The sequence below is a fragment of the Streptomyces sp. NPDC050535 genome (assembly GCF_044457665.1).
Classification (GTDB): Bacteria; Actinomycetota; Actinomycetes; order Streptomycetales; family Streptomycetaceae; genus Streptomyces.
In genome coordinates, this window is the sequence record NZ_JBITHE010000027.1 from 53,446 (window position 1) to 78,365 (window position 24,920).

The following is a 24,920-nucleotide window of genomic DNA, read 5'->3' on the forward strand; positions in this document are numbered from 1 at the left end:
GGTCTTGGGTCAACGAATCGTCCAGGTCTGGTTGTCCCTGCCGTTGCACTCCCAGAGCACCGCGCCCGTCCCGCCGGCGCCCCCGTAAATGTCCACGCATTTCTGCGACCTATCGGCCATCAGTGCCGTACCGGAGAGGTGGAACCGCTGGCTGGCGGCACCGCTGCATCCGGTCAGCTGGATCTTGGTCAGACCGGCGATCGACTCTCCGGCCACGGTCATGCACTTCCCCGACGACCGGATGCTGCCGTCCGATCCGATGTGCCACTGCTGCGCCGGGGAGCCGTCACAAGTGGCCTGGAACAACTGTATTTTCTCGGTCCCGGAGCCGCGGCTCAGACACTTCTTCGAGGCGGCGACCACCAGGGCACGGCCGTCCGGCCCGGTGGCGCCGTTCTCCGTCATCGCGTTGACAAGCACCGCGGTCGTGATCAGTGCCGCAGTGGCGACCACTGCGGCAAGTGCGACCAGCTTCTTCGAACGGGCCGTTCGGCCTGAGGGCGGCGGCGTCTCCAGACCGGTCTTGGCGGGCTGCGGGCGCTCCGCCGCCGAGCCGGCAGCGGATTCCTCGCGCGTTCCGTGCGCGGAGTCCGGTTCCGGCTTCGCCGCCGCGGCGTCGACCACCGTACGGGCGGCGGCCGGGGTGACGGAGTGGCCCAGACGTATGCGTTCCGGGTCGGCGTGCACTGCCCGCAGGAGACGCTCCGCTTCCTCGGCCGACATGCGGTCGGCCGGGTCGCTGGTGAGCAGACCCTGGATCAGCTGGGTCAGCGGCCCGGCGCCCCGGACTGCGGGGGCCGGTTCCATGGCGATGGCGTACATCGTCTGCGCCGGTGATTCCCGGAGGAACGGTGAGTGGCCCTCGACCGCTTGGAACAGCGTCGCGCCCAGGGCCCACAGGTCGGATTCCGGGCCCGCCTCCGCGCCCTCGAGGCGCTCGGGGGCCATGTAGTCGATCGATCCGGCCAACTGGCCGGTGCGGGTGAGAGCCGAGGCCTCCGCGGCCTTGGCGATGCCGAAGTCGGTGAGGACCACCCGGCCGTCCTCGGCGAGCAGGATGTTCGCCGGCTTCACGTCCCGGTGCAGGATCCCGGCCCCGTGCGCCGCCCGAAGCGCGGCGATCACACCACGGCCGATCCTGGCGGCCTCTTCGGGCGGCACCGGACCGTGCGCCCTGATCAGGTCACCGAGGGTCCTGGACGGCACGTACTCCATGACGATGATGGGCAGACCCTCGTCGTCCACGACGTCGTGGACGACAACAACGTTGGGATGACTGATCCGAGCAGCACTGCGGGCCTCGCGCCGGGTGCGCTCGAAGAGGGAGGCGAGTTCCTCGGCGTCGAGATCCGGCTGGGGATGGAGCTTCTTGACGGCGACCTGCCGGTCGAGGAGACCATCGTGGGCGCGCCACACGGTGGCCATGCCGCCCCGGCCGACACGGTTGAGGATGCGGTAGCGGTCGGCGATCAGCCGTCCTTCGTCGGACACCGTCGGCTCCTTTCCGCTGCGTCACGACCGACCAGGGCAGCGCTGCCACGGGCCCCTATGGCCAGCCGCCCACTCAACGGCCCCTCACTCGCAGTTTGTTGAGGAGCGCCCTGCCAGTCGAAGGTGGCGATCATACTTTGGCCAGGTGACGCGGCGAGTCCTGGGGACCGGGTGGATGCCGTAACCCGCGGAGGGCGGCTGAGGCGACACGTCGGCCAGCGCCCGGGTGACGCCATCGGTCTGGGGCCGTACCCGGAATCGGCCCGTTCCCGGGCGCGCCGGGCCCGAGTACCGGGGCGCGCGGGTGATTTCCGGACTGCCGTCGACGGGGGCGTGGAACCGCCTCAGCGCCATCGGCAGGGGCCGCTCACAGCGCAGTGCCCGTCTCATCCGCCAGGGTCTGCAGGAGACGGTCCTGTACAGCCGCAGCGGCGAACGGGTCCTGGCGGTGCGGGGGGGGGGGGGGGGGGGGGGGGGGGGCCCCCCCCCCCCCCCCCCCCCGGCCCGCGGTGACGGTCAATTGCCGTCTCCGCCGCCCTCGACCCCGCTCTTGGCGACGTCCGCGATTCCCTTGCCGACCGTCCCCGCCACTTCGGCGGCCACGACCATCGCGGCGAGGGCGGGGTTCACCGCTGCCGCCCTGCCGCCGCTCTTCGAGGCGGCGGATCCGCTGCCCCCGCCGTCGCCCGTGGATGGGTTGCCCTGCTGGGACGAGTTCCCGCCGTTCGAGCCCGAGGAATCGGACCCGCCGCTGCCGTTCGAGCCCGAGGATTCGGACCCGCCGCTGTCCTTCGAGCCCGAGGGGCCCTGGGAGCCGCCGCTTTCGTTTCTGCCGGCCGAGTCGGCCAGGGACTTCGCTCCGGAGGCCAGGCCCCCGGCGACGCCCATGGTGGCGCTACCGACCGAGTCGCCGCCGAGGGCGCCGGTCGCCGGGACGATCAGTCGCAGCAGCGCGGGCAGGGCGATGGCCGACAACAGCAGCAGGCCCATGCCCGCGATCTGTGTGTCGACGTCGCTGTGGCTCTCCGACGAGTCGACCATGATGGCGCCCGAGTACAGCACGAGGCCGACCGTCGGCTTGTACAGCAGCCAGGCGGTCAGCCAGCCGATGTGCTTGCGCCACCAGGTGCCGCCCCAGTCCGTCATGGACGCGGCGGCGGCCATCGGGAGCGTGCCCATCAGGACGATCATCACGCCGAGCCGGATCCACATCAGGAGCGCGTGGATGATGCCGGAGATGATGAGCAGGCACCCGACGACCAGCAGCAGCATGTCCGGAATGTTGCCGTTGCAGTCGATGCCCTCCATCAGGTTGATGAGGCTGCCTCGGAGGAGGTACGTGGAGTACCGGTCCATGAGGTCGACGAACGTGCCGATGACGGCGGTCGCGGCCGTACTGACCAGAATGACGCGCAGGATGCCCCTGAGGGCGGTCCCGCCCGAGTCGCCCTTCCGGTCCAGGGCCATCTTGGCGGCGGCGAAGAGGATCGAGCCGCAGGCGAGGTAGGTGGTGATCCACCGCGTCTGGTCGCTGATCTTGCCCGACGCCGCCTCGTTGGTCGAGGAGATGTCTCCCACGGACTGGAAGATCCCGATGGCGCCCTGGATGATGATCTTCGCCACCATGTTGATCATGGTGCCGATGGGGTCGCCGAACATCCCGAGGAAGTCGAGACCGCCGTCGCATCCATCGCCTGCTGCGGCCAGGAACATGTCACGCCTCCCACATGATGAAGCCGTTGGGCGTCGCCTGTTTCACGGACGAGTAGAGAGACCCGTCACCCAGGAGCGCCACTTTCCAGTCGCCGTCCCGCCAGCGCACCGATACCGACGTCGACAGGTAGCCGCCCATGGGATTGGTGACGAGCAGCCGTACGGTCGCGGAGTCGTCCGCGTACGACTCCACGGAGAAGCCGGTGAACCTTCCGACGGCGTTCTCCCGCGGGTCCGTCTCCTCGGCCTCGGCCTTGCTGGTGACGAAACTGTCGCGCGACTTCCCGGGCACGATCTGCTGCTCCGCGACGATGCGCCAGGAGACGCCGCTCAACTGGACGGGAATGATGTGCGCCGCCAGCACGGCCCCGGTGGGCGTGTGGGCGAAGCACCACCACATGGTGGCGTCGGTGTGGAGAGGGCCTGCCGAAGATGAGATGGGCGCCATCATGGTGACGAGCTGCCGCCACTTGACGTCTGTCGGCGCCGCGGTCGGCCGGGCCGTGTCCCCGTCGTCGGTACGACAGTTCTCCGGCCGGCCGCCCGGCCCCGTCCTGACCTGCTGCGGATCGCCGGGAGACAGCGGGCCGCCGAGCCCGGCGAGGGTCTCCCGGTCGCTCGCGGCGACCTCGCCGCCCGGGGGGTTGACCACGAGGGCGACCAACGACATGACCACGAAAAAGCCCAGGAAAAGAGCCGAGTTGATCCAGCCTCGCTGTTTGTAGAAAGGCCCGTCGACCGGGTCTCTTTTTCGTATGGCGCCGAGCACGTCGTTGGCCTCTCCTGTGATCGGGCTCTACTAGAAGAGGAACTCGACTATGGGCCCCGCGGTGGACACGAGGACGCAGCCGCCCAGCACCATGCCGAGACGGCTGAAGTGCTCGGAGCTCTCACCGCGCTTCATGGACACGGCCATCATGATTCCGGTGATGAGGACGCCGGCCACACCGGCGACGGTGCCGGCCCACGCGGCGATGCCCAGTACGACGTTGACCGCGTCGGCGAGCTTGTCCGGGGCCCCCGAGACGGGCTGGGGGACGGCGGAGGCGGTCTCGCCGTCGGCCAGGTATTTGTGTCCGTCGACGGCGAGCGAGAGCAGGGTGTCCTTCATGAGTTTCTCCAGGTATTGCGGCCGTTAAGGGATTTGTTCGACTTCAGAGAATTGGCACCAGTACAAAATTGACGAGTGGTCCGGCGGTGGTGCCGAGGACGCAGGCGCCAACGACGAAGAACGCCCCTCTGAAGTAGGTCGCCCCCTCGCCCATTTCGCCGCGACGTAGCTGCATGGCCATCTGGAGGCCCACGATGATCAGGCCCGCCACAGAGGCGGCCGATACGACCCAGGTGAGGATGCCGAGCAGTTCGGCGGCCTCGGTTCCCGGGTTGAACGTTCCGTTGGGGGTGAACGCGTCGGGGTCGATGTCGGCCTTGAAGACCGCGTCGGCCAGGAAGGTCATCGGGGCCTCCTCGCCTGCCCGGCCGCGGCCGCGACACGTCGTGCCAGCGCCCGTACCGCCCTGGGCAGTTGCTCGATCTCGTCGCCGAGCCGCCAGGCCGGCACCCACGGAACGCGGTGCACCTCGGCCGCCGAACGCAGCACGCGCACGCGCCGGCCGAGTGCGCGCGGCAGCGATCCCGGCGCGTCGGCGACCAGCACGATGGCGACGAGCTCCACTCCGGCGGGGTGGTCCCCCTTGCGGAGCGCGTTCAGGGCGTGGGACGCCGCCCGCATGCCCGCGTTGTGCGTGCGGGCCACCAGCAGCACCTGGCCGGGTTCGCCCTTGGCCGGGTCGGGCCACCGGCGGCCGATGTCCGAGCCCCCCAGTACCCGCGCGAGCGTGCTCGCCCCGGCCCCGCCGTGCGTGGTGACCCAGGAGACCTGTTGGCCGTGGTGCCGCAACGGCGAACTGCTCTCCGGTACCGGCGGTTTGGGCAGCGCCGTCCGGACCGAGGGCCGCGCCGGCCTGGCCGGCGCGGTCGGTGCCGTTGGAGCGGCTGGTGCGGTCGGTGCCGTTGTAGCCGTAGGTGCCGGCGCGTCCTGTGCCGGTGCGGCCGGTTGTGCTGTCGGCCCGCGGACCCACATCTGAGAGCCGGCGGATGGTGCCGAAGGGACGCCCATGCGCATCCCCCCCTTCCCTCGTGTCGCGTACTGCGACGGATCCCGGATTGAACTGATGGGCCGTCGTGTCCGTTGCGGCGTGCGTGTCCGCGGTGATCCGTCGGGCAGCGACTACGGGAAATCGGGCGACCTGGTTCAAGGGAGCCCCGGGACGCACGTTCGGCAGGCGAAAGCAAGGGGTGTGACGGGTCGTGGGCGCAAGTGGTGGCGGGGAAGGGGAGGGTTCCTCCGACGCCGGGAAGAACACCGTCTACATAGCCGCCGGTATCGGCACGGGGGCCTTCGGCTGCCTCATCGCGCCCCTGCTCTTCCTGCTCCTCCTCGCCGGGACGATCGTCATATGTGCCCTCGGCTGGATCTTCTGGCCCATCGTGCTGCTCTGCGAGATCGGCATCCTCGACTGTGACGGAGGCGGTGGCGGCGGTGGCAGCACAGTGGACACCGACCAGGTCGTGGCGGCGTTCAACAGCGACGGGACCGGGGCGCTGAAGGAGGGAGCGGTGCCCGCGGAATACCTCTCGCGCATCCAGGACGCCGGGGTGGAGTGCAAGCAGATCGGCGCCATCGTGATCGTTTCGCAGATCCAGGCCGAGTCGCAGTTCAACCCGAAGCTGGTCGGTCCCGACGGCAAGGAGGGCATCTCCCAGCTGCCGCCGGACAAGTTCAAGGAGTTCGGCGAGGACGAGGACGACAACGACAAGACCTCGGCCCTGGACGCCGCCGACTCGATCATGGCCCAGGGCAAGTACATGTGCTCGCTGGCCAAGGAGATCGACACCCTCGCCGCCAACAACGAGGTCGCGGGCAACCGCCTGGACATGACCCTGGCGGCGTACTCGGTCGGTCTGGACGCCGTCAAGGCCGCCAAGGGCGTGCCCAAGACCGACAAGGCGCAGAGCTACGTCATCAGTGTCAGGTCGTCGTTCGCCCTGTACTCCGAGTCCGTCGACATGGGGGACGACGAGGAGTATCCGAGCCTCAGCCCGCGTCCCACGCCCAGCACCACCTGAGCAGCAGACCACCTGACCAGCAGACCGCCTGACCCGAAGACCAGCAGACCAGCGCAGCAAGGAGGCACGACGTGTTCAGCAGGCGCATCCGTCCGGACCGACAGGGCGACACCGCACAGGACCACAACGCACGGGACGACATCGCACAGGACCACAGCACACCGGACGACTCCGCGCGGACGGCGTCCCCCTTCGACGTGCTCATCGGCCACGACGGCACCGCGACGGTGGACGGTGAACCCCTTCATGTGCCGCCGGGCGAACCGGTGCACGTCGTCGTGCTCGACATGCTGCACGGCCACGCGCAGGCCTGGGGTGTGCCCGTCGAGGGGGTGATCTTCGACAGGCAGGGGGGCGAGGTCACCCTCGTCGAGGTCGCGCCCGACGGTTCGAGCCGGGTCCTGCTCCACGAGAAGCACGACGAGGCGAGCCCGGAGGCGGAGCCCCGGCAGGAGGCCCCGCCGCCAACCGCCGCCCAGCCCCCGGCCGTTGCCCCACCCCCGGTCCCGGTGAGGTCGGCGCCTCCGGCCGTAGCACCCCCACCGGTGAGGTCCGCGCCGCCGGCCGCCGCCGCCCCGCCACCGGCGCCGACCCCGCCACCGGAGGCCGTCGCCCCGCAGCCGGTAATGGCCGCGCCGTCGACCGCCGTCGCCCCGCAGCCGGTATTGGACCCGCCTCCGGTGGCCGTTGCCCCGCAGCCGGCGATGGCCGCGCCCTCGACCGCCGCCGCCCCGCGCGTCCCCGCCCCGCCCCAGCCGGCGGCCTCCGGCCGTCCCGTCGGCCCGCCGCCCGTCGAAACCGGGTACCCGCCGGCCCCCGAGCCTCCCCGCTCGGACGGCCGCCCGGACGGAACACACCACGCGGCCGTGGACGGACCCGTTCCGGAGGCGGATCCGGACGCGCTTCCGGAGCCCGTTCCGTACGCGATCCCGGAAGCCGTTCCGGACGAACTCGCCGAACTCGTCGCGCTGGTGCGCCGCTCCGTGGACGCCGGCGCGCTGGAACAGGCGGCGGCACTCGCCTTCCGGCTGCGCGAGCACACCGCACGCGCCTTCGGCCCCGAACACCCGTACACGCTCGAAGCCCACGGCCTGGAGGCGTTCGTCGCCCACCGGAGCGAGAACCACCGTCTCGCAACGGCCACTTGTGTCGAACTCGCCCGTATCCGGCACCGGCAGGGCGACCCCCGTGTGCACGAGGAGTTGACGCGGGCGGCCGCCGCGTGGCTCCTGGTCGACGACGTGCCGACAGCCGTGGACCTCGGCCGCGCCCTGCTCGCCGTACTGCAGGCCATGTCGACGGCGGGCGGCGAACAGGGCGGAAGGACGGTCGTGGACGCGGCCTTGCCGCGGCTCGTCAATCGGCGTATGCACGCCCTCACATCGGCGTCGGACACCCGCGTAACCGGAGCCGCCTGAGCCGGAAAGCCCAGCTCAACCGCGCGACAGCGGTGGGGACATCCCGGTGGGGGTGGCCCCACCGCCATGGATGCGTGCGCTCCGGTTCCGGCCGGAACCGCCGGTGTCATGTCAATCGCTCGTCAATTCGACGTGCAACCCGGCTCGCGAGACTCCCAGCGATCGGGGCAGTTGGTCCGGCCTCGACGCCCGACCTTCGCCACGAGGTCACAGAACGAGGGAGTACGACCTTGAGCTGGACCGTGATGGGATCCACTGGAGCGGTCGCCGCCCGGGAGCGAGCGATGCGCACGCTGTACGACGACCACGCCAGGGACCTGTACCACTATGTCCTGCGTCTGCTGGGAGGCGATCGGCACCGGGCCGAGGACGTGGTGCAGGAGACGCTGCTGCGCTGCTGGCGCACCCAGAGCATGGAGGACAACCAGCCGCTGCGACCGTGGCTGTTCCGAGTCGCCCGCAACCTCGTCATCGACGAGTACCGGCTGCGCATGGCCCGTCCCCAGGAGGTCGACGGCACCGCGTGGCTGGACGAGCTGCTGGCCAAGTCCGACGACGTGGACCGCCTGCTCTCCTCGATGATCCTCCAGCAGGGGTTCAAGGCACTCTCGTCCAAGCACCGGCAGGTGCTGTACGAGACCTACTACACCGGCAGGTCGACGCGCGAGGTGGCCCTCGTGCTCGGCATACCGCCGGGCACCGTCAAGTCGCGCCTCTACCACGCGGTGCGGGCGCTGCGTATGGCCCTCGGCATCGTGGAGACCCCCGACGAAGAGGTCAGCGCGAAGCACCAGCCCCAGTGGCACACACCCGCCGCCTGACACCCGCCGGGACCCGGCCTCACGTGGCCGTCCGGCTCTCCTGCGCCGGGCGCTCCCAGGACGGCATCGGGCGCCGCTTCCGTGCCACGCCCGGCGCGCCCGCCGCGACGGATTCCCGCGGCGGCTGTCCGCCCGAGGCGTGGGACGACTCCAGCCATGCCCGGTGTTTCAGGGCGGCGGTGAGCGCCGAGCCGTCCTCACCCGGGATCTGGTTGCGCAGCCGGACCACGGCGATGCCGGCCGACAGCGCGGGGTCCAGCTCGGTGATCTCCAGCCAGAGCGCCTGGGCGCGGGCCGCCGCGGCCTCGGCCCGCTCGGCGTTCCCCTGGTAGTGCCAGCGCTCGGCGACGTCACGGAACAGGTGTACGCCGGCCAGCGCGTCCCCGGACAGGGCGGCGACGCGGGCCCGGATCTCGCGGATGCGCAGGGCGTCGGGATGGGAGACGCCGAGAGTGCCGGCGGCCTGCTCGTCGAGCCGCGCGGCGAGCGCCGCGGCCTTGCCGACCCGGCCCGTCTGAAGAAGCTTCGTGACCAGGGCGAGGGACCCGGCGTACTCCGCGGGATCCGTTCCGAAGTCCACCCCCAGCTCCGTTGCGATATCCGTTCCGAGACCCGTTCCCGGGTCGGGCTCCGGGTCGGCTTCGGTCCTGCGTCCGGCCGGGGCAGCCGCCGCGACGGGCCGGCGGGACACGGCCGCCGGGCCGAGCTGACGCGCCGCGACCACCGTCCTGCCCGGTGCCGGCCCGCTCGGCACGGCACTCACCGGGCGCCCGGCAGCCATCGGCCCCGACGGGGTCCGTACGGCCACGTCCGCCCCGTCGGCCGCTTCCGGGACCGGCGGTGCCGTGGGCTCCGGGGCCGTCTCCGCGGCGCGGGCGGCGGACTTCTCGTGACGCTTCTTCGTCGCCTTGACGCGCTGTCCGCCGCCCGGGAGCTCTGCCACCGCTCCGTCGGGGGAGATGACCAGCCGCCACACGGTGCCGTCCGGCTCGGTGGCCTCCGCGCGCACCGGACGGAAGAGGCGGGCGGCAGCCTCGGCCACCGTGGCGACGGCCGAGGAGCGGTTGGGATGCCCGGCGGCGGGCACCAGCGGGCCGGAGACGTCGACCCGGCCGTCGTCGTGCACGGCGAGGGCGTAGACCGGCCAGGCCGGCACCTCCGCGTGCTCGTACGTCGTATGCATGAAATCCCTCCGGGCTATTGGACGGTGACGTCGGCCACGCGCCACGTCCCGTCGGCCGCCTTGCGGGTGAGTTGCAGATACGCCACGACGGTGGTGGACTCGCCCGCCCAGTCGTCGCGGCCGAGCGGCGTGACGGTGACGGTCCACTGCCCCCACGCCTCGGTGTCGGTGTCGCCGGGCATCGCGGCGTCCTCGGCCTTGCTCAGCGTGACGACGGTGTAGGCGCGGTGGCCGGCCCACTCCCGCCACTGGGCGCCGGGCACCGAAAGGGGCTGCTGCGCGCGCAGCTCTGTCGCGTAGTCCTTGGTCAGCCAGCCCGCGTCCGCGGCTCGCACACCGGCGTCCCGCTGGCCGCTGTCGATGATGGTGTCGAACGTCCACATCACCTTGAGCGTCGACCAGCCGACCTCGTCGGCGTCCCGCTGGTCGACGTCGCGGGGAAGGATGATGCCTCCCTTGGGGGTGCCCTTGGCCCCGGTCGGCAGGGGCTCGGCCTCGCGAGGGGCGGACGGGGTCGGATACGGGCCGGTGCCGGTCGGGGCGGGCGCCGACGTCCGGGCGGACACGTCCTGTTCGGAGCCGGAGCCGGAGCCGGAGCCCGTGTTGGTGTCGGTACCGGAGCCGCACCCGCCCAGGGCGAGGGCGAGCGCGAGCACCGTCGCGGCCACGGCCGTGGTGTCCCGCTTGCCGGGGAGTGTCATCCGAACCGCCTTACCTTCTGGGGCTTCTGCGCGTAGTAGGGCTCGTCGAGGCTGTTGATCTTCACCACGTCGCCGGTCTTCGGCGCGTGGATGAACTGCCCGTGCCCGATGTAGATGCCGATGTGGTCGTAGCTGCCGTTCAGGTTGAACCCGATCACGTCGCCGGGCCGCATGTCGTCGCCTGCCACCGACTCGCCCGCCAAAACCTGGAGTTGGGAAACGCGCGGGAGGAGCTCCTCGCCGCCGCTGGCCTGGTAGACCGCGTACTGGACGAGGCTCGAGCAGTCGAACCCGATCGTGTTCGCGCCCTGGGCGAATCCGCGTCCGGGGCCCTCGGGACCGCCACCGCCCCACGAGTACGGCGTGCCGAGCCACTTCTTGGCGGCAGCCACCACCCGGTCCCCGAACTCACTGGCCTGCGCGTCCGGTTGGGCTCCGGTGAAGTCGGTCATCGACTCGATGATCTTGGTGACGTAGTCCTGGGTCTCCGGGTACGGGGGTACGCCGTCGTAGTCCTGGACCGCGCCGGGGCCCGCGTTGTAGGCGGCGAGCATCAGGCGGGTGGGGTCGCCGCCCGGGTTCACCTTCTTGACCTTGCCGGCCAGCCAGCAGTCGTAGCGGGCCTGGGTCATGATGGCGTCGCCCGGGGTGAACGGGTCGGCCACGCCGTCCGGTTCGGGGCTGCCGTCCCGGCTCGCCGCGTCCACGCCCCAGGTCGCCCAGGTGCCGGGGATGAACTGGCTCAGCCCCTGGGCGTCGGCGGGGCTCACGGCGGTCGGGTCCCAGTTGGACTCCGCCTTGATCTGCGCGGCCACCAGCGGTGCGCTGACCTCCGGGCACTGCTGGCCCGCGCGTTGTATCCACTCCACGTACTCCGTCGGCACGCCCTTGACGTCCAGTGTGGTGGCGAACCCCACGGGCGCGGCCTCCTTCTTCTGGTCCACCGAGCCCACCACCGACAGGCCGACCAGGGAACCGATCAACACCAGGACGCCGGTGCCCACCAGCATCGTCGATCGTGCCTGCGTGTGGCCGGTCATCTGCAACCCCCCAAGGAAACCTGCGATCCGGGAACCAAGCGCTCCGGAAGAGCCTCAACTCGCCCTAAATTTCGTATTCCTGATAAATAATCACTTGTATTGTATTGCTAACTTATGTGTACTATGGGCGCGTTGAGTCAGCAGTGGAAGGAGATGCCGTGGCGGGTGAGGTACCGGTCGTCAACCCCTGGTTGCCGCAGTCACGCCCTTCCGGGGGCAGCAACGGGAAATCCCTGCGATCGGTTCAGGACGTGTCCACGGAGCTCACCGGCCCGGTGGCGCCGCAGGGCGCCGGAGTGCCCCGGCCCGAGCAGGGACTGCCCGTCGCGAACCCGCAGCCCGGCGCCGTTCATGGCTGGTGGTGGCTGGGCGTGCACGGCGGCGCGGGGGTCAGCACGCTCGAGCGGGCCGTGCCCGGCGGTCAGGACGCGGGACTCGCCTGGCCCGCCGCCGCGCAGTCCCCGGCGGTCGTGCTCGTCGCCCGCTCCAGCGCGAACGGCATCAAGGCCGCGCAGAACGCCGCGCGGCAGTGGGCCTCGGGCATGGTCCCGGGCGTGGACCTGCTCGGCCTGGTCGTGGTGGCCGACGCCCCCGGCCGGCGCCCCCGGGTCCTGCAGAACCTGGTGCGGCTGGTCTCCGGAGCCGTGCCCCGCTTGTGGGAGATCCCGTGGGTGGAGCCCTGGCGGCTCGGCGAATCACCCATGACGCACCTGCCCAAGGAGTGCGCGCCGCTGGCGCGCGACCTGTCCCGACTCACCCGACCCGCTTAGGGAGACCCGCGTTGTCCAGTCTGTTGGCGGCCGTTCTGGACGCCTCACCGCACCTGACCCCGCTCGCTCACCTGGCCGCGGCTCCCACCGGTCCGCCGGACGTCGGCGGCGGCGAGGCGCCCCCCGGCGCCGAAGGCCTGCTGACGGTGCTGAAGTGGGTGGCCTGGTGTGTCACCGCCCTGTGCGTCGCGGGCATCTTCGGTGTGGCCGCCAGGATGGCGATGGACCACTCCAAGGGCGGCGGCCGCGAGCACGTCAGGGGACTCGGGTTCGTCCTCGGCGCCTGCCTGCTCGTCGGCTCCGCCTCGGGCATCGTCGGCGCGCTCGTCTAGAGCCTGATCTTCCGGGCGGGCCGCGGACGCCCGGTGCGACGGCCGGACCTGACAACTCGTCAGGCGACCGGCCGGCACTGTGCGTTCCGGCCCGTCCGTCACCCGCCGTCCGACACCCCACGAGGATGAGAGAGGGACCATGGCAGAGCCCGGCGACCGCGCGTCGACGAGCGAGCCGCGCAGCCCGTGGCTGAGCGGCGGCTTCGTCAGCGCCGCCGCGTTCATCGGCTTCATCGCCGTCATCGGGACAGCGCTCGCCGTCACCTCGGACAACTCCGCGGAGAGCGGCTCCACGGCACCGGTGCCCGCCGTCAGTTCCGCGGAACCGCAGCCGTCCGAGGCCGCCGCCGACGGCGCCGCTTGCCCCGAACTGGCGGACGACCAGCAGGACCTGCCCGCCTCCGCTCCCGTGGGCGTGACCTGGAGCCTGTACGGCAGCGTCGCCCTTCCCTCCTCGAAGGAGGCGGGTCCGGCCGTAGCCGGAAAGGACGTCGCGCGCTGCTACGCGCACACTCCGGTCGGCGCCCTGCTGGCCACCAGCCAGATCAGCGTGCGCTACCTGGCCGCGGACGACTGGCTGAAGGTGACCCGCACCCAGACCGTCGGCGCGGGCCGCGACGCCTACATCACCGACCGGACCAAGGCCGAGGCGACGGCGGTCCCGGACGGGGACGGCGGCGGCGCCAACGGACAGATCGCCGGATTCAGGTTCGTCACCTACAACGACACCACCGCGGTGATCCAGACCGTGTGGCGTTTCCCGGACGGCCAGATGCAGGCCGCCACCACGACGGCGCTGTGGCAGGGCGGGGACTGGCGGCTCGAGTACCCGGCCGACCCCGCCGACCCGGCGCCGGTCGACTCCCTCGCCGGATACACCGAGTGGGGAGGCGTCTGATGGCGGGCTGCGACTTCGGCTGGGTACCCCCCACGGTCGGCGGTTACTGCGTGGGCGACGGAACGGGCACGACCCCGAAGGACCTCGGCGACACCGGGTTCGACGACATAGCCGAGAGCGCCGCGCAGGCGGCGAGCACCACGGTCAAGGCACTCGGCAGCGCCTGGATGAACCTGGGCAGTCCCGACCTGGGCGAGGACGGCGGCCCGGTCGCCTTCCTGCGCGGCTCCACGATCTGGTTCACCACCTTCACCGCCGTACTGTGCCTGGTCGTCGCCGCCGGGCATCTCGCCTGGCAGCGCCGCGGCGAGCCCGCCCGGCAGGCCCTCCAGGGGCTGCTCAACCTGGTGGTGGTCTCCTCCGCCGGGGTCGCCACGGTCAATCTGCTGGCCGAGGCGGGCGACAAGTTCAGCGTCTGGATCATCGACAGGTCCACCGGCTGCCGGCAGATCAGTGCCACCGGGGACCCGGTGGCGAGCTGCGTGGCGGAGTTCGAGAAACGCACCTCGGCCATGCTGGCCCTGGACAGCGCCGACTCGTCTTTCCTCGTCCTGATCATGGCGATACTGGTGATCGCGGGGAGTGTGGCGCAGATCGCGCTGATGATCGTGCGGATGGCCATGCTGGTGATCCTCACCGGCACGCTGCCGCTGTCGGCGGCGGCCAGCTCCACCGCCACCGGCCGGGTCTGGTTCCGCAGGTCCGTGGGCTGGCTGCTCGCCTTCGTGCTCTACAAACCGGCCGCGGCCATCGTCTACGCGGCCGCGTTCTCGATGACCGGCGAGACCCAGGAGAACGAGGTCGTCTCCATGGTCTCCGGAGTCGTCCTGATCGTCCTGGCCTGCTTCACGCTGCCCGCGCTGATGCGGTTCGCCGCCCCCGTCGTCCAGGCGGCGGCATCCGGTACGGGCCGGGCGGGCCGGGCGTCCGCCGGCGCCGGCGACGCGGCGGCGGCCACCGGTGCGCTGCCCGTACCGCAGCTGCGCGGCCCGGCCGCCGGCCGGTCGGTGTCCGGGGCCGCCGTGCACCCGGACGGGCACGGCACCAGCGGCGCGCGCATCACCCCGGGCGCGAACGCGGGCGGGCCGGGACCCGCGCGGGGCGCCGACGGGGCACGCGGTGCTCCGGACGGCGAGCGCACCGCGGGCGACACCACCCGGCCGCCGCGTCCGGCGGACCCGGCGGAACCGGACACCGCAGAGACAGAGCCCGAGCACCGCTGGGAGGAGCCGGCCGCCGTGCTGTTGCCGGCCAGCCGGCACACCGACGACCAGCAGGAGGAGTCCCGTGGCAGCCATTGAGGCGACCCAACCCCGCACCTACGGCAACTTCCGCAAGCCCCGTACGTCCGGCCTGCGCGGTCTGTCCCTCGGGGCGACCCTGCTGCTGTTCGCCGGGCTGATCGCCGTCGTCCTGGCCACGCTGGTCTCCTTGTGGGCCGCGCTGGTCCTGGGGCTGGTGCTGGTGATGGTCCTGGCCCCGCTGGCCATGCGGGACCGGCACGGCCGCACCCTCATGCAGCGCGGCGCGGTCCGGATGGCCTGGCGGCGCACCACCTCCTCCGGCGGACACCACTACCGCTCGGGTCCGCTGGGCCTGACCGGCTACGGCACCTGCCAACTGCCGGGCCTGGCGGCCGAGTCCACGCTCACGGAGGCGCGGGACGGCTACGGACGCCCGTTCGCCGTGATCACGATTCCGGCGACCGGCCATCACACCGTCGTGATCTCCTGCGACGCGGACGGCGCCGCCCTCGTCGACGAGCGGCAGGTCGACATCTGGGTGGCGCACTGGGGCCAGTGGCTGTCCGCGCTGGGCGCCGAGCCGGGCCTGGTCGCCGCGAGCGTCACCGTGGAGACCGCCCCCGACTCCGGAGTCCGGCTCCAGCAGGAGATCGCGGCCAACGCCGTCGACGGAGCTCCCGACCTGGCCAGATCGATGCTGCGGGAGGTGCTGGCCGCCTACCCCGCCGGCTCGGCGCAGATCGCCACGCGGATCGCGCTGACGTACTCGGGCGCCGCCCGCGAGGGCACGCCCCGCCGCAGCGTCGAGGACATGGCGCTGCACATCGGCACCCGGCTGCCGGGCCTGACCGCGGGCCTGTCCATGACCGGCGCCGGCACGGCGGCACCGATGACCGCGACCGAGCTCGCCGAGGCGGTACGCGTCGCCTACGACCCCACCGTGGCGTCCCTGGTGGAGGAGGCGCGCGGCACCGGCGGCACCGGTCTCACCTGGGACCAGGCCGGTCCCATGGCCGCCCAGGAATCCTGGGACCACTACCGCCACGACGGCGTGTTCAGCGTGACCTGGGCCATGACGGAGGCACCCCAGGGCGAGGTGTTCTCCAACGTCCTGACCGCGCTCGTCCAGCCCAACCGCGACATCGCCCGCAAGCGGGTCACCCTGCTGTACCGCCCGCACACCCGGGCCGAGGGCGCCCGCGTCGTCCAACAGGACTACAAGAACGCCCTGTTCAACGCCCAGCAGTCCCAGATCGGCCAGGCACGCGACGACGCTGAGCTGACGGCGGCGCGCAGGACCACCGAGGAACAGGCCCAGGGCCACGGAGTGATCCGCTTCGGACTGCTGATCACGGCCACCGTCAACTCCGCCGACGAACTGGGCAAGGCCGCCGCGACCGTGGACAACCTCGCCCCCGCCGCGCGCATCGCGGTGCGGCCGGTCTACGGCTCGCAGGCGGCGGCGTTCGCCGCGGCGCTGCCGCTGGGGCTGGTGCTGCCGCTGCACACGGCGTTGCCGCAGGGGGTGCGGGACTCGATGTAGCCCGGCCGGGCGTCGTAGGGCCCCAGCCGCGCGTCGTGAGGCCTCAGGTGTGCGCCGTGAGGCTTCGGGCTTGCCTCAGAGGCCCTCAGTCGCGCGTCGTGGGCTCGATCCAGGACAACTCGATCCAGTACAGGGGATGTTCGATGGCACGCAACACCAAGGAACGCCGGCCGCCGCGCGCCACCTCCCGGGGCTGGCCCGGCCACGGCGGCGGCATGGTCGGTTACGTCGACCCCGCCCCGGAGTGGCGCGGCACCTCGGTGCAGGTGTGCGGGCTGTGGCCGTTCGGCGCCGGCGCGGGTACGCCCATGGTCGGCGTGCCGCTGGGCCGTGACCTCGACTCCGGGGCCACGGTGTGCTGCGACCCCGTGTCGTGGTTCACCCGTACCGGCCTGCTGGCCAACCCGTCGATGTTCGTGCTGGGCCGCCCGGGCCTCGGCAAGTCGACGATCGTACGGCGGATGGCACTCGGCCTCTCCGGCTACGGCGTCCACCCGCTGATCTTCGGCGACCTCAAGCCCGACTACGTGGACCTGATCCGGGCGATCGGCGGCCAGGTCATCAGCCTGGGCCGGGGCCGCGGCAACCTCAACGTCCTGGACCCCGGCGCGTCGATGGGGGCCGCGGCCCGGCTCACCGGCGACGCGCGGCACCGGCTCCTCGCCGACATCCACGGCCGCCGCCTCCACATGGTCTCCGCGCTGATCACCATCCTGCGCTCGGCGCCGCCGACCGACCGGGAGGAGACGATCATCTCGGCGGCGCTGAACGTCCTCGACGAGCGGCACGGCCCGGGCGACATACCGGTACTCGGCGATCTGGTGCGGGTCATCAAGGAGGCCCCGGAGTCGGTGCGTTCGGTCGCGCTCGACCGCGGCGACATCACCCGCTACCGGGACATCACCGAGAACCTGGAGGCGTCGCTGACCGCGCTGCTCGGCGACGGGCGGCTGGGCGGCACCTTCGCGCAGCAGACCACCGAGGAGATGAAGCTCGACCGGCCGGTCTGCTTCGACATCAGCGGCATCGACGACAGCGAGGTCCTGCTCCAGGCCGCGGCGCTGCTGTCCTGCTGGTCCTACGGCTTCGGCGCGGTCTCCGCGGCGCACGCGCTCGCGGACGCCGGTCTGGAGCCGCAGCGCAACTACTTCCTCGTCATGGACGAGCTGTGGCGCGTCCTCCAGGCGGGCCGCGGCCTGGTCGACCGGGTCAACGCGCTCACCCGCCTGGACCGGCAGCGCGGAGTCGGCCTGGCGATGATCACCCACAGCCTCGACGACCTGCTCGCCCTCCCCACCGAGGAGGACCGCACCAAGGCCAAGGGCTTCGTCGAACGCGCGGGCATGGTGATCTGCGCGGGCCTGCCCCCGGCCGAGATGCCGCAGCTCGCCCAGGTCGTCGAACTGACCGAGCCGGAGAAGCGTCTCCTGGTCGACTGGTCCACCCCGCCCGCCTGGGACGGTGCCAACGGCCGCAGGACCGACCCGCCCGGCCTCGGCAACTTCCTGATCAAGGTCGGCAACCGTCCCGGAATCCCGCTGCACGTGGATCTGACGGCGGCGGAACTGGCGGTCAACAACACCAACAAGCGGTGGAACAAGTAGGAGACGCGTCTTCTGCGCAGTGTCGGCGTCGACGCGCTGAAGGGCGGTGCGGGGCGGCTTCAACGCCGCCCGGCACCGCCCCTTCCGCTCACACGGTGAATCTGACGGCCTGCAGCCAGAGAGAATCGTCCTGAGTGCCGCCCCAGATGAAGTTGCCGGCCGCCTGGCCCTTGGGCTCGTCGCACGCCAGGCCGCCCCAGCGGCCGTTGACGGCCGCGTTCTGGCAGACCGCACCGTCGCCCACGTTGATGACGAAGCCGAGGATGTACGGGTAACCCGCCTTGGTCCTGCCGATGTAGTTGTCGACGCCGTCGGCGGAGCCGTTCCAGGGCTCCTTCCACTTGTCGATGTGGACCCAGGCGCTGGAAGCCGTGCCCTTCGTACCCGCCGTCGCCGTGTTGATCGACTCGATCTTCTGGCTGGTGCCCACACGTCCGGACGTGGTGCCGTCGCACACCGGCTTCTGCCAGCCGTCCTTGCTGAGGTACACGCGGTAGCAGATGTGCCGCCCGGGGTCCCTCGCCTGCAACTTCATGACGGCCTCGGCGGCCGTCTCCTTGTGCGGCTTGGCCTTTTTCGTCGGCGCCGGCTTCACCGTCGCCTTCTTCGTCGCTTTCTTCGCCGGCGTGGGTTTCGGCTTGGCCTTCGCCTTCGCCTTCTTCGAGGCCGAGGGGGAGGGCGAGCGGGACGGCGAGGGCGACAGGGAGGGGCTGGGGGAGGTGGAGTAACTGGGGGTGAGTTCGAGCGGGGTCGGCGGGGTGGTGGGTGTCGTGGTGGTCGACGAGTCGGCGGCCTGGTTCTGGCTCGGACCGCTCCCGGATCCACCCCCTGAGCTACCGATCACTATCAGGGGGACGATGACGATGGCGGCCACGACGACGCCGGCCACCCCTACACCCAGGGGGCGTTTGAGGAACGAGGGCGGCTCGTACTCGTCGTCCGACTGGCGCGAGGCCTTGCTCCGGATGGAGGGCTTGGGGAGGGACGGGAGCGCCGGAAGGCTGGGGAGCCGTGAAGTGAGAGACGCGGCGGAGATTTTGGGCCGTGCCGAGTCCGGGGTGATGGCTACGACGTGGTCGTCATTGTCATCCGGGTTGTAGCCGGGATTGAAGTCGTCGTCTTCGTCATCGTCGTCGTCATCGGTGAAGTCGGTCTGTTCCAGGGGCTGTTCGGACCTGGGTGACGGCGGTGCGGCCGGATCGGGGCCGTCTTCGGAGTCGATCACGAAGATCGGTGCGACCGGGTCGGCGGCGGGGCTCGTCGGCTGTTCGGTCCCGGCGTCCTCCGGGGTGTCGTTCTGGTGTTGTTCGACGAGTCGGCTGGAGCCGTCGGGTGCGACCTCGACGATGGCGACGTATCCCGCGGCGGGGTCGGAGATCGAGGCCGTCACGGTGGTGTCGCGGTTGCGGGCGTATCCGTGGAGTGTGTCGAGGATCGCGACGTCGACCGATTCCCCGCCCATGACGGGTACGGGTATGCCGTCGATGGAGGCGGAGCCGTCGGCGGCGACGATCACGGGGATGACGCCGGGTGTCGCCGGGCCGGAACCCTGCGGGCCTGCGCCCGCTCCCTCCCCCTGTGCGGAGGGCCTGGCACCCCGGTTCGGCTCGTCCTCTTCTTCGTCCAGGCTCATGCCCATCTCCTCCTGACGTTGCCGTCCGTGTGGCCCCGAACCGGATCTTCGACGGACCCGGGCCGGTCGGCCGGAACACGGACGCGGTCCCTGCACAACGCCGCAACGGGTCCCGGGGGCAAACAGTTCAATCCCGGGCCACGACCGGGCTCACCGACGCCGCGCGGTGAACCACTCGGGCTCTTTTCCCGTGGAGGTGACGAGGGCGCCATCCCCCCGGCGACCTCCCGGTCGGCGCCGGACCCGGCGGCTCCCATGCCTCGTCACCGGGTCCGGTCCTCTGGAGACGGACTCCCGCTTCCACTCCTCCGTCGACGCCACGAACTGGAGCCGCAACTGTGGGAATTCTGAAGAACCTTGGACGGGCGGCAAAGTGGGTCGGGAAGAAGATCTGGAACACGAAGGCCATATGGGGGCCAGCGCTGATCGGAGTCGGCATCGGTCTCGCGATAGGAGGGCCGCTGGCTCTTCCGCTGGCGATAGCGCTGGGGGCCGGAGCCGGGTACATGGGCATGAGGTGGCAGACGCGCCAGAACAATGAAAGGGCGGCGGCGCAGGCGCGCGAAGCGAAGAACTCGCAGAAGCGGTCGCAGCTCCCGGAACACGACCCGCGGTCGAAGGAGTCGATGGATCCGAAGCAGGCGCAGGAGTTCGCACAGTTCCAGCGGCTCAAAGAGTTCACCGAGCTTCAGGAGCAGTCCAACGCGCTCAAGGAATTCCGGGCATTCCAGGCATTCCAGGAGTCGAATCCGCGTGCCGGGAATTCCCAGTCCCCGGCTCCCGAGTCGTACGGGGATCTGAGGCGTTCGGAGAGTTTCCACAGCGACATCGAACGGCCGCGGACGATATCGCCGGCACCGTCGCATTCAGCGGAAATGGCCCGGACCATGCCTCCCGGCTTCTCCATGGACAGGAGAGGCTCGCAGGGTCGTGGGAACTCCAACGCGGTGAACGTGCCCGAGCAGAACCGTGAACAGAGCGCGGGCCGCGGACGCAAAAAGAAGTGAGGTCGCCGATCCCCGCGAACCAGGGGCGTGCGATCGTCAACTCGTAGCGCGGCAGCGGCATGTGGGCCAACAGGACCCGCGACCTGTCGTTGGACGGCTTGGGGCCACGGCCGGAGCGGATGAGCGATCACTTCACGCGAGGCCGTGGCCGACCCCTCCACGGTCCCTCCACGGTTTCGTCAGAGAACGACTTCGGCGAGGCGGCTGATCTCGTCGACGTCGGAGATGACGGGGTTGAGGATGAGCTCGTCGGCACCGATCTCCTCGAAGGACGCGACTGTCGCCTTGACGGCTTCCGCACCCACACTGACGCCGCTGCTGATGAAAGCCGCGATGTCGGCTCCGGCCGAGCTGTAGTAGTCGTGCACGTTGGCGCGGCCGGCGTCCGCATCGGCGAAGGCGTAGTAGGCGATCGCGACCAGGCGCGGGGAACCCTCGCGGCCGGCCGCAACCCAGGCCGCCCTGACACCGTCGAAGGCCGGCTTCACCATGGACGCGGGCACCGATCCGGCGATGTATCCGTCGGCGGACCGGGCCACCCGGTCGTACGTCGCCTGCACCATCCCGCCGAGCAGTAGAGGCACCTGTCGGGTGCCCTCGGGAACGGCGGGGTTGTCGCTGCCCGGGAGCTTGTCGCCGCGCCAGACGCTGCGGTAGATCTCGATGTCCGCGTCGAGGCGCTTACCGGTGCCGCGAGCTCCCAGGCCGTCCACGACGTAGTCGTCCGGCCGGCCGCCCAGGCCGACGCCGAGGGTGAGCCGTCCACCGGAGATTCCGTCGATTCCCGCGGCCTCCTTCGCCAGCAGGACCGCGGGCCATACGGGGCCGAGCAGAACGTTGCTGATCAGACCGATGGTGCTGGTCGCACCCGCGGCCGCGGCCATGGCAACGGTGTCCATCACACCTGGGTAGGCGATCCGCCCCACGGTGCCGAGGCTGGTGAACCCGGCGCTCTCCGAGAGCCGGGCCCACTGCGGGATGATCGCGGGCCGGACGTCGCGGACCTGATTGGGGACGCCTATGCCGATCTTCATGCGCGGAACTCCTCGGTGATCAACCGCCCCCGCTACGGCCGGGCGGTCGGTATGGGCGCGAGCTGACGCACCAGGTCGTGAACTGTCGTCGGAACGTGCTTCTGGCCGTCAATGCCGCGGGCAGAGGCCTTTCACCGCTGCGGCTGAGATCAGGATCCGATGCGGGGCGGGGTGGTGGTGCCGTGGACCCGCTTGGCGTACTTGGCGTACTGGCGCGGTGCGACGAGGGGCAGGAGTACGCGGGCCACGAGTGGGACGTGGGAGAGCACGACCTTGACCACGGCCGGGTCGGCCTCGTACATCAACATGCCGAAGATGAGCGGCAGGTCCTTCTTGGGGATCTTGCCCATGCCGTGTTCGCCGAGTCCGGCCCATTCCACGTCGGTCACGTGCTCGGCCGCCAGCGGCAGGATCTCCTTCTCCTCCAAGGCCATATGCTCGACCGCCCGCTCAAGCAGGGCCTCGCAGGCCGCGCCGAGTTCCTGGCCGTTGCCCGCGGTGGAGCGCCAGTCCGGCAGGAGCGCCGACACCGAGGCGAGCGCTTCGTCGATGCCGTGGTGCTGCTCCTCCATCGCGGGCACGATCTCTTCCGCCTGCGCTCCGCTCCGCTCCCGCAGCAGCGGCCACAGGATGAGATCCTCGCCCTCGTGGTGCAGATGCAGCCCCACCAAGAGCAACTCGGCGTGCTCGGCCACCACTGCGGCCCGCGCGGTGTCACCGGGATCGACATCCCGGAAGAGCTGAGGGAGGAGACGTAACTCCCGGCGCACCATAGTGTGCACCATGTACATGTCACGGACGTCCGCCATGGGTTCCCTGACTGCCTGTGTCACTGAAGCCTCGATGAGTGTTGAGCCGGATCTGGACCGGCTGGGATATATGTGCGGACCGCCGCGCTTTTGCGCGAGCCCGGCCGTGCGGGCACACGTTTCCCTCGGGTGTCCGAAATCGGTAGAGGAAATCCTTGACCAGCCGCGGGCTTTCGAGGCCGTACGCGCGCGATGCGGATGAGAAAATTATACGCCGATCTGTTTTCATCGTTCAACTGTTTACGAGCAATGAGAGCGCAATGCGAACCGGGAACGGAACATGGGCCCACGAGCGATTTCTGTCAGCCGCTCTGAATACATCGGCGACATTTACTACCTGCCGGGTCTCAACGACAACTCGGCTCAACGTGTCGGCCGTTGTCAGGCCCCCGCAGCCCGCTCAGTTCAATACCTGCTGTGTGATCACTATGTGCCCGGCGTCGGGATCGAGACTCCCGCCGAGCCGGTCGAACGCTCCGTCCGTCAGGTCGAGACACTTGGGTTCCTGGGGCGTCTGCGCGAACGTACCCCGGTCGGTGATCCGCACCACCAGGGACCTGCCGTTGGCGACGTTGGTGACCTGGACCAGCGTCCCGAACGGCAGTTGCGGCTGTCGGCTGAGTGAAGTGGCGGCCGTGTCCGCGTTGTTGTCGTAGAGCTCACCGCTGGAGGTGAGCGCACCGGCGGGCTGGACCCCGTAGTGCGTGGCCCAGCAATGGTCGCCGACGGGCTGGGCGACGGACAGACCGACGGACGCCGTCCACTTCTGGTTCGCGGCGCCCGTGCAGGTCCATATCTGGGCCCGCGAGCTGTTCGCCGGGTTGTTGTCGGTCACGTCGAGGCACTTGTCCGCCTGCGCGTCGACGATGTCGTGCGCGCTGTTGACGGACCAGACCTGGTTCGCCCCACCGTGGCACGTCCACAACTGCGCCTTGGCACCGTCGGCGGTCGAACCGGCAGTGACGTCCAGGCACTTGCCCAGCGCGCGCAGGGTCCCGTCGGAGCCGACCGTCCACTGCTGGGCGACGGTCGCGTTGCAGTCGTAGAGCTGTACGGGAGTGCCGTCGGCCGGGTTCGCGCCGGCGACGTCGAGACACTTGCCCGCGAGGCCGGTGATGGTGCTGAAGGCGGGCTCGTCCTGGGCCGCGCTGAGGAGGCGGAGGGCGGGGGAGACACCGAGGAGGCCGAGCGGGAGGGCCAGGACGCCAAGAGCGAGAGCGCCGCGCGACGCGGCGGAACGTGCGGGGCTGCGTGCGGCCATGGGAGCGGGTCGGCCTTTCGTCTGCGCGGGGGGCGGGAGTTGAGTCGATACCGGTCTGTTTGCCTCGTGCCCCACGCCTCAGCAGGCGAGGGTGCCGTCGGGCGCGACCCCGAGGATCCCGGTGAACCGCTGGTAGGCGCTGACGCGGGACCCGACCTGGTCGGCCCTCTTGCCGTCGCATTCCATGGCGCCGTTGATGGAGCGGATGGTCTGCCCGAAGCCGGCCTTGTTCACCATGGCGTCGTGCGGGGTCATGGTGCCGGGCCCCGACTGGGTGTTCCAGTACCAGAGGGCGGTCTTCCAGGCGACGGAGGAGTCGCTCTGCACCAACGAGGGGTTGTGCAGCAGGTCGATGCCGAGGGCGTCGCCGGCGGCCTTGTAGTTGTAGTTCCAGCTGAGCTGGATGGGGCCGCGTCCGTAGTAGGCGCCCTGTCCCGCCGGACAGCCGAAGGGCTTGCTCCAGTCGCAGTAGACGCCGTAGTTGGCCACGTTCTCCTCGACGATGCCCGTCAGACCGCCGGTCTCGTGGTTGACGTTCGCGAGGAAGGCGGCGGCCTCCTGCTTCCTGACGGTGTCGTCGCCGGTGGTGGCGAAACCGGGGTAGGCGCTCAACGCCGCGGTCAGCCCGCTGTACGTGTAGAAGGAGTTCCGGCCCGGGAACATCTGGTTGAACTGCGCCTCGCTCACAACGAATCCGGACGGGGTCCCACCCCCGTCCCGCACCAGCGCCATCTTGGCGATCCACTTCTGGTTGGCGGCGCCTGTGCAGGTCCAGATCTGCAGGCGTGTCCTGTTGGCGCTGAGGTTGTCGCGCACGTCCAGGCACTTGTCCGCGGCCGGGTTGACGATGTCGTGGGCGGAGTTGATCACCCACTGCTGGTTGGGACCCCCGTGGCAGTCCCACAACTGGATCGCCGTCCCGTCAGCGGTACCGAAGTCGAGCGCGTCCAGGCACTTGCCGAGCACCCGCAGCGTCCCGTCACCCGGGTCCGACACACTCTGCGCGGCGTTCCCGAGACAGTCGTACAGCTGAACAGGAGTCCCGTTGACACTCCTCGACCCGTCCACGTCGACACACTTGCCGGCCAGCCCGGTAATGGGCCCCACCGGCACGGAAGCCTCGGACGCCAGCCCCAGCCTGACGGGGCCGACGGTGAACAAGGTGGCGGCGGCAACGGCCAGGACGGCACCCACCATGAGCCCGATCCGGACGAGCCGTCCGGGGGAACGCCAGTTGAAGTGGGGGGCGGTGGACATCATGGACGTCACTCCTTGCCGTCCTTGGTGGG

Annotated in this window: 24 protein-coding genes; 10 read left to right on the forward strand and 14 right to left on the reverse strand. The window is 70.7% G+C overall.

Annotation, left to right across the window (positions count from 1 at the left end):
• Positions 1-9: 9 nt before the first annotated feature.
• From ACIBLC_RS36780 to ACIBLC_RS36805, 6 genes are all read right to left on the reverse strand, one after another.
• On the reverse strand, positions 10-1,491 hold the full coding sequence (locus ACIBLC_RS36780) for a serine/threonine protein kinase (protein ID WP_399215787.1): 1,482 nt from the start codon (positions 1,489-1,491) through the stop codon (positions 10-12).
• A 516-nt stretch (positions 1,492-2,007) separates the two neighbouring features.
• A complete protein-coding gene (locus ACIBLC_RS36785) occupies positions 2,008-3,204 on the reverse strand; it encodes a hypothetical protein (protein ID WP_399215788.1) in 1,197 nt (398 codons plus the stop codon).
• Position 3,205: 1 nt separating this feature from the next.
• Positions 3,206-3,973, reverse strand: a complete 768-nt coding sequence (locus ACIBLC_RS36790) for a hypothetical protein (RefSeq protein WP_399215789.1) — start codon at positions 3,971-3,973, stop codon at positions 3,206-3,208.
• Between the two features lie 30 nt (positions 3,974-4,003).
• Positions 4,004-4,315 (reverse strand): hypothetical protein, encoded by a 312-nt coding sequence (locus tag ACIBLC_RS36795; protein ID WP_399215790.1) that lies wholly within the window; start codon positions 4,313-4,315, stop codon positions 4,004-4,006.
• Between the two features lie 43 nt (positions 4,316-4,358).
• Positions 4,359-4,661 carry a hypothetical protein gene (locus tag ACIBLC_RS36800; protein WP_399215791.1) on the reverse strand — a complete coding sequence of 101 codons (303 nt, stop codon included), beginning with the start codon at positions 4,659-4,661 and terminating at the stop codon, positions 4,359-4,361.
• Positions 4,658-5,104, reverse strand: a complete 447-nt coding sequence (locus tag ACIBLC_RS36805; protein ID WP_399215792.1) for a DUF6668 family protein — start codon at positions 5,102-5,104, stop codon at positions 4,658-4,660. Before ACIBLC_RS36805 ends, ACIBLC_RS36800 begins: the two co-directional genes overlap by 4 nt.
• Positions 5,105-5,514: 410 nt before the next feature.
• On the opposite strand from ACIBLC_RS36805, the gene ACIBLC_RS36810 reads away from it, so the two are divergent.
• The 3 genes from ACIBLC_RS36810 (at position 5,515) to ACIBLC_RS36820 (ending at position 8,572) form a co-directional block, all read left to right on the forward strand.
• Positions 5,515-6,333 carry a lytic transglycosylase domain-containing protein gene (locus tag ACIBLC_RS36810; RefSeq protein WP_399215793.1) on the forward strand — a complete coding sequence of 273 codons (819 nt, stop codon included), beginning with the start codon at positions 5,515-5,517 and terminating at the stop codon, positions 6,331-6,333.
• Between the two features lie 71 nt (positions 6,334-6,404).
• The gene (locus ACIBLC_RS36815; RefSeq protein ID WP_399215794.1) at positions 6,405-7,751 is read left to right on the forward strand and encodes a hypothetical protein; all 1,347 of its coding nucleotides are present in this window, start codon (positions 6,405-6,407) and stop codon (positions 7,749-7,751) included.
• A gap of 230 nt (positions 7,752-7,981) precedes the next feature.
• Positions 7,982-8,572: a sigma-70 family RNA polymerase sigma factor gene (locus tag ACIBLC_RS36820; protein ID WP_399215795.1), complete on the forward strand. Its 591-nt coding sequence runs from the start codon at positions 7,982-7,984 to the stop codon at positions 8,570-8,572.
• A 19-nt stretch (positions 8,573-8,591) separates the two neighbouring features.
• On the opposite strand, the gene ACIBLC_RS36825 is transcribed toward ACIBLC_RS36820, so the two are convergent.
• Genes ACIBLC_RS36825 through ACIBLC_RS36835 form a run of 3 tightly spaced genes read right to left on the reverse strand, consistent with a single transcriptional unit; the run spans position 8,592 to position 11,496 of the window.
• Entirely contained in the window at positions 8,592-9,755 is a 1,164-nt protein-coding gene (locus tag ACIBLC_RS36825; protein WP_399215796.1) for a hypothetical protein, read from the reverse strand.
• 14 nt (positions 9,756-9,769) lie between these two features.
• Positions 9,770-10,456 carry a hypothetical protein gene (locus ACIBLC_RS36830; protein ID WP_399215797.1) on the reverse strand — a complete coding sequence of 229 codons (687 nt, stop codon included), beginning with the start codon at positions 10,454-10,456 and terminating at the stop codon, positions 9,770-9,772.
• Positions 10,453-11,496 carry an NlpC/P60 family protein gene (locus ACIBLC_RS36835; protein ID WP_399215798.1) on the reverse strand — a complete coding sequence of 348 codons (1,044 nt, stop codon included), beginning with the start codon at positions 11,494-11,496 and terminating at the stop codon, positions 10,453-10,455. The genes ACIBLC_RS36830 and ACIBLC_RS36835 overlap by 4 nt, the downstream gene beginning before the upstream one ends.
• Before the next feature lie 158 nt (positions 11,497-11,654).
• Here ACIBLC_RS36835 and ACIBLC_RS36840 point away from each other — a divergent pair, with 158 nt between their 5' ends.
• The 6 genes from ACIBLC_RS36840 to ACIBLC_RS36865 all read left to right on the forward strand — a co-directional run bounded on the left by ACIBLC_RS36840 (position 11,655) and on the right by ACIBLC_RS36865 (position 17,887).
• Complete coding sequence (locus ACIBLC_RS36840) at positions 11,655-12,266, forward strand: DUF6668 family protein (protein WP_399215799.1); 612 nt, start codon at positions 11,655-11,657, stop codon at positions 12,264-12,266.
• 11 nt (positions 12,267-12,277) lie between these two features.
• Positions 12,278-12,598 carry a hypothetical protein gene (locus tag ACIBLC_RS36845; protein ID WP_399215800.1) on the forward strand — a complete coding sequence of 107 codons (321 nt, stop codon included), beginning with the start codon at positions 12,278-12,280 and terminating at the stop codon, positions 12,596-12,598.
• A gap of 139 nt (positions 12,599-12,737) precedes the next feature.
• The gene (locus tag ACIBLC_RS36850; protein WP_399215801.1) at positions 12,738-13,496 is read left to right on the forward strand and encodes a hypothetical protein; all 759 of its coding nucleotides are present in this window, start codon (positions 12,738-12,740) and stop codon (positions 13,494-13,496) included.
• Positions 13,496-14,797 carry a hypothetical protein gene (locus tag ACIBLC_RS36855; protein WP_399215802.1) on the forward strand — a complete coding sequence of 434 codons (1,302 nt, stop codon included), beginning with the start codon at positions 13,496-13,498 and terminating at the stop codon, positions 14,795-14,797. The genes ACIBLC_RS36850 and ACIBLC_RS36855 overlap by 1 nt, the downstream gene beginning before the upstream one ends.
• Entirely contained in the window at positions 14,784-16,283 is a 1,500-nt protein-coding gene (locus ACIBLC_RS36860) for an SCO6880 family protein (protein WP_399215803.1), read from the forward strand. Before ACIBLC_RS36855 ends, ACIBLC_RS36860 begins: the two co-directional genes overlap by 14 nt.
• A gap of 143 nt (positions 16,284-16,426) precedes the next feature.
• Positions 16,427-17,887, forward strand: a complete 1,461-nt coding sequence (locus ACIBLC_RS36865; protein ID WP_399215805.1) for an ATP/GTP-binding protein — start codon at positions 16,427-16,429, stop codon at positions 17,885-17,887.
• Between the two features lie 88 nt (positions 17,888-17,975).
• Here the strand turns inward: ACIBLC_RS36865 and ACIBLC_RS36870 are convergent, their stop codons facing one another.
• Positions 17,976-19,520: a hypothetical protein gene (locus tag ACIBLC_RS36870; RefSeq protein WP_399215806.1), complete on the reverse strand. Its 1,545-nt coding sequence runs from the start codon at positions 19,518-19,520 to the stop codon at positions 17,976-17,978.
• A gap of 338 nt (positions 19,521-19,858) precedes the next feature.
• On the opposite strand from ACIBLC_RS36870, the gene ACIBLC_RS36875 reads away from it, so the two are divergent.
• Positions 19,859-20,527 carry a hypothetical protein gene (locus tag ACIBLC_RS36875; RefSeq protein ID WP_399215807.1) on the forward strand — a complete coding sequence of 223 codons (669 nt, stop codon included), beginning with the start codon at positions 19,859-19,861 and terminating at the stop codon, positions 20,525-20,527.
• A gap of 179 nt (positions 20,528-20,706) precedes the next feature.
• Here the strand turns inward: ACIBLC_RS36875 and ACIBLC_RS36880 are convergent, their stop codons facing one another.
• The 4 genes from ACIBLC_RS36880 to ACIBLC_RS36895 form a co-directional block, all read right to left on the reverse strand.
• The gene (locus tag ACIBLC_RS36880; RefSeq protein ID WP_399215808.1) at positions 20,707-21,561 is read right to left on the reverse strand and encodes an LLM class flavin-dependent oxidoreductase; all 855 of its coding nucleotides are present in this window, start codon (positions 21,559-21,561) and stop codon (positions 20,707-20,709) included.
• A gap of 149 nt (positions 21,562-21,710) precedes the next feature.
• Positions 21,711-22,370, reverse strand: a complete 660-nt coding sequence (locus ACIBLC_RS36885; protein ID WP_399215809.1) for a hemerythrin domain-containing protein — start codon at positions 22,368-22,370, stop codon at positions 21,711-21,713.
• A 400-nt stretch (positions 22,371-22,770) separates the two neighbouring features.
• Entirely contained in the window at positions 22,771-23,631 is an 861-nt protein-coding gene (locus tag ACIBLC_RS36890; protein WP_399215810.1) for a ricin-type beta-trefoil lectin domain protein, read from the reverse strand.
• Between the two features lie 78 nt (positions 23,632-23,709).
• Positions 23,710-24,828, reverse strand: a complete 1,119-nt coding sequence (locus ACIBLC_RS36895) for a glycoside hydrolase family 19 protein (RefSeq protein ID WP_399215818.1) — start codon at positions 24,826-24,828, stop codon at positions 23,710-23,712.
• Positions 24,829-24,920: the final 92 nt, after the last annotated feature.

Coding starts and splice junctions, on each gene's coding strand:
- ACIBLC_RS36885 (WP_399215809.1), bottom strand. CDS start 22,370: ATGGCGGACGTCCGTGACATGTACATGGTGCACACTATGGTGCGCCGG.
- ACIBLC_RS36895 (WP_399215818.1), bottom strand. CDS start 24,828: ATGGTGGGTGCCGTCCTGGCCGTTGCCGCCGCCACCTTGTTCACCGTC.
- ACIBLC_RS36865 (WP_399215805.1), top strand. CDS start 16,427: ATGGCACGCAACACCAAGGAACGCCGGCCGCCGCGCGCCACCTCCCGG.
- ACIBLC_RS36830 (WP_399215797.1), bottom strand. CDS start 10,456: ATGACACTCCCCGGCAAGCGGGACACCACGGCCGTGGCCGCGACGGTG.
- ACIBLC_RS36800 (WP_399215791.1), bottom strand. CDS start 4,661: ATGACCTTCCTGGCCGACGCGGTCTTCAAGGCCGACATCGACCCCGAC.
- ACIBLC_RS36795 (WP_399215790.1), bottom strand. CDS start 4,315: ATGAAGGACACCCTGCTCTCGCTCGCCGTCGACGGACACAAATACCTG.
- ACIBLC_RS36870 (WP_399215806.1), bottom strand. CDS start 19,520: ATGAGCCTGGACGAAGAAGAGGACGAGCCGAACCGGGGTGCCAGGCCC.
- ACIBLC_RS36825 (WP_399215796.1), bottom strand. CDS start 9,755: ATGCATACGACGTACGAGCACGCGGAGGTGCCGGCCTGGCCGGTCTAC.
- ACIBLC_RS36890 (WP_399215810.1), bottom strand. CDS start 23,631: ATGGCCGCACGCAGCCCCGCACGTTCCGCCGCGTCGCGCGGCGCTCTC.
- ACIBLC_RS36855 (WP_399215802.1), top strand. CDS start 13,496: ATGGCGGGCTGCGACTTCGGCTGGGTACCCCCCACGGTCGGCGGTTAC.
- ACIBLC_RS36850 (WP_399215801.1), top strand. CDS start 12,738: ATGGCAGAGCCCGGCGACCGCGCGTCGACGAGCGAGCCGCGCAGCCCG.
- ACIBLC_RS36785 (WP_399215788.1), bottom strand. CDS start 3,204: ATGTTCCTGGCCGCAGCAGGCGATGGATGCGACGGCGGTCTCGACTTC.
- ACIBLC_RS36835 (WP_399215798.1), bottom strand. CDS start 11,496: ATGACCGGCCACACGCAGGCACGATCGACGATGCTGGTGGGCACCGGC.
- ACIBLC_RS36880 (WP_399215808.1), bottom strand. CDS start 21,561: ATGAAGATCGGCATAGGCGTCCCCAATCAGGTCCGCGACGTCCGGCCC.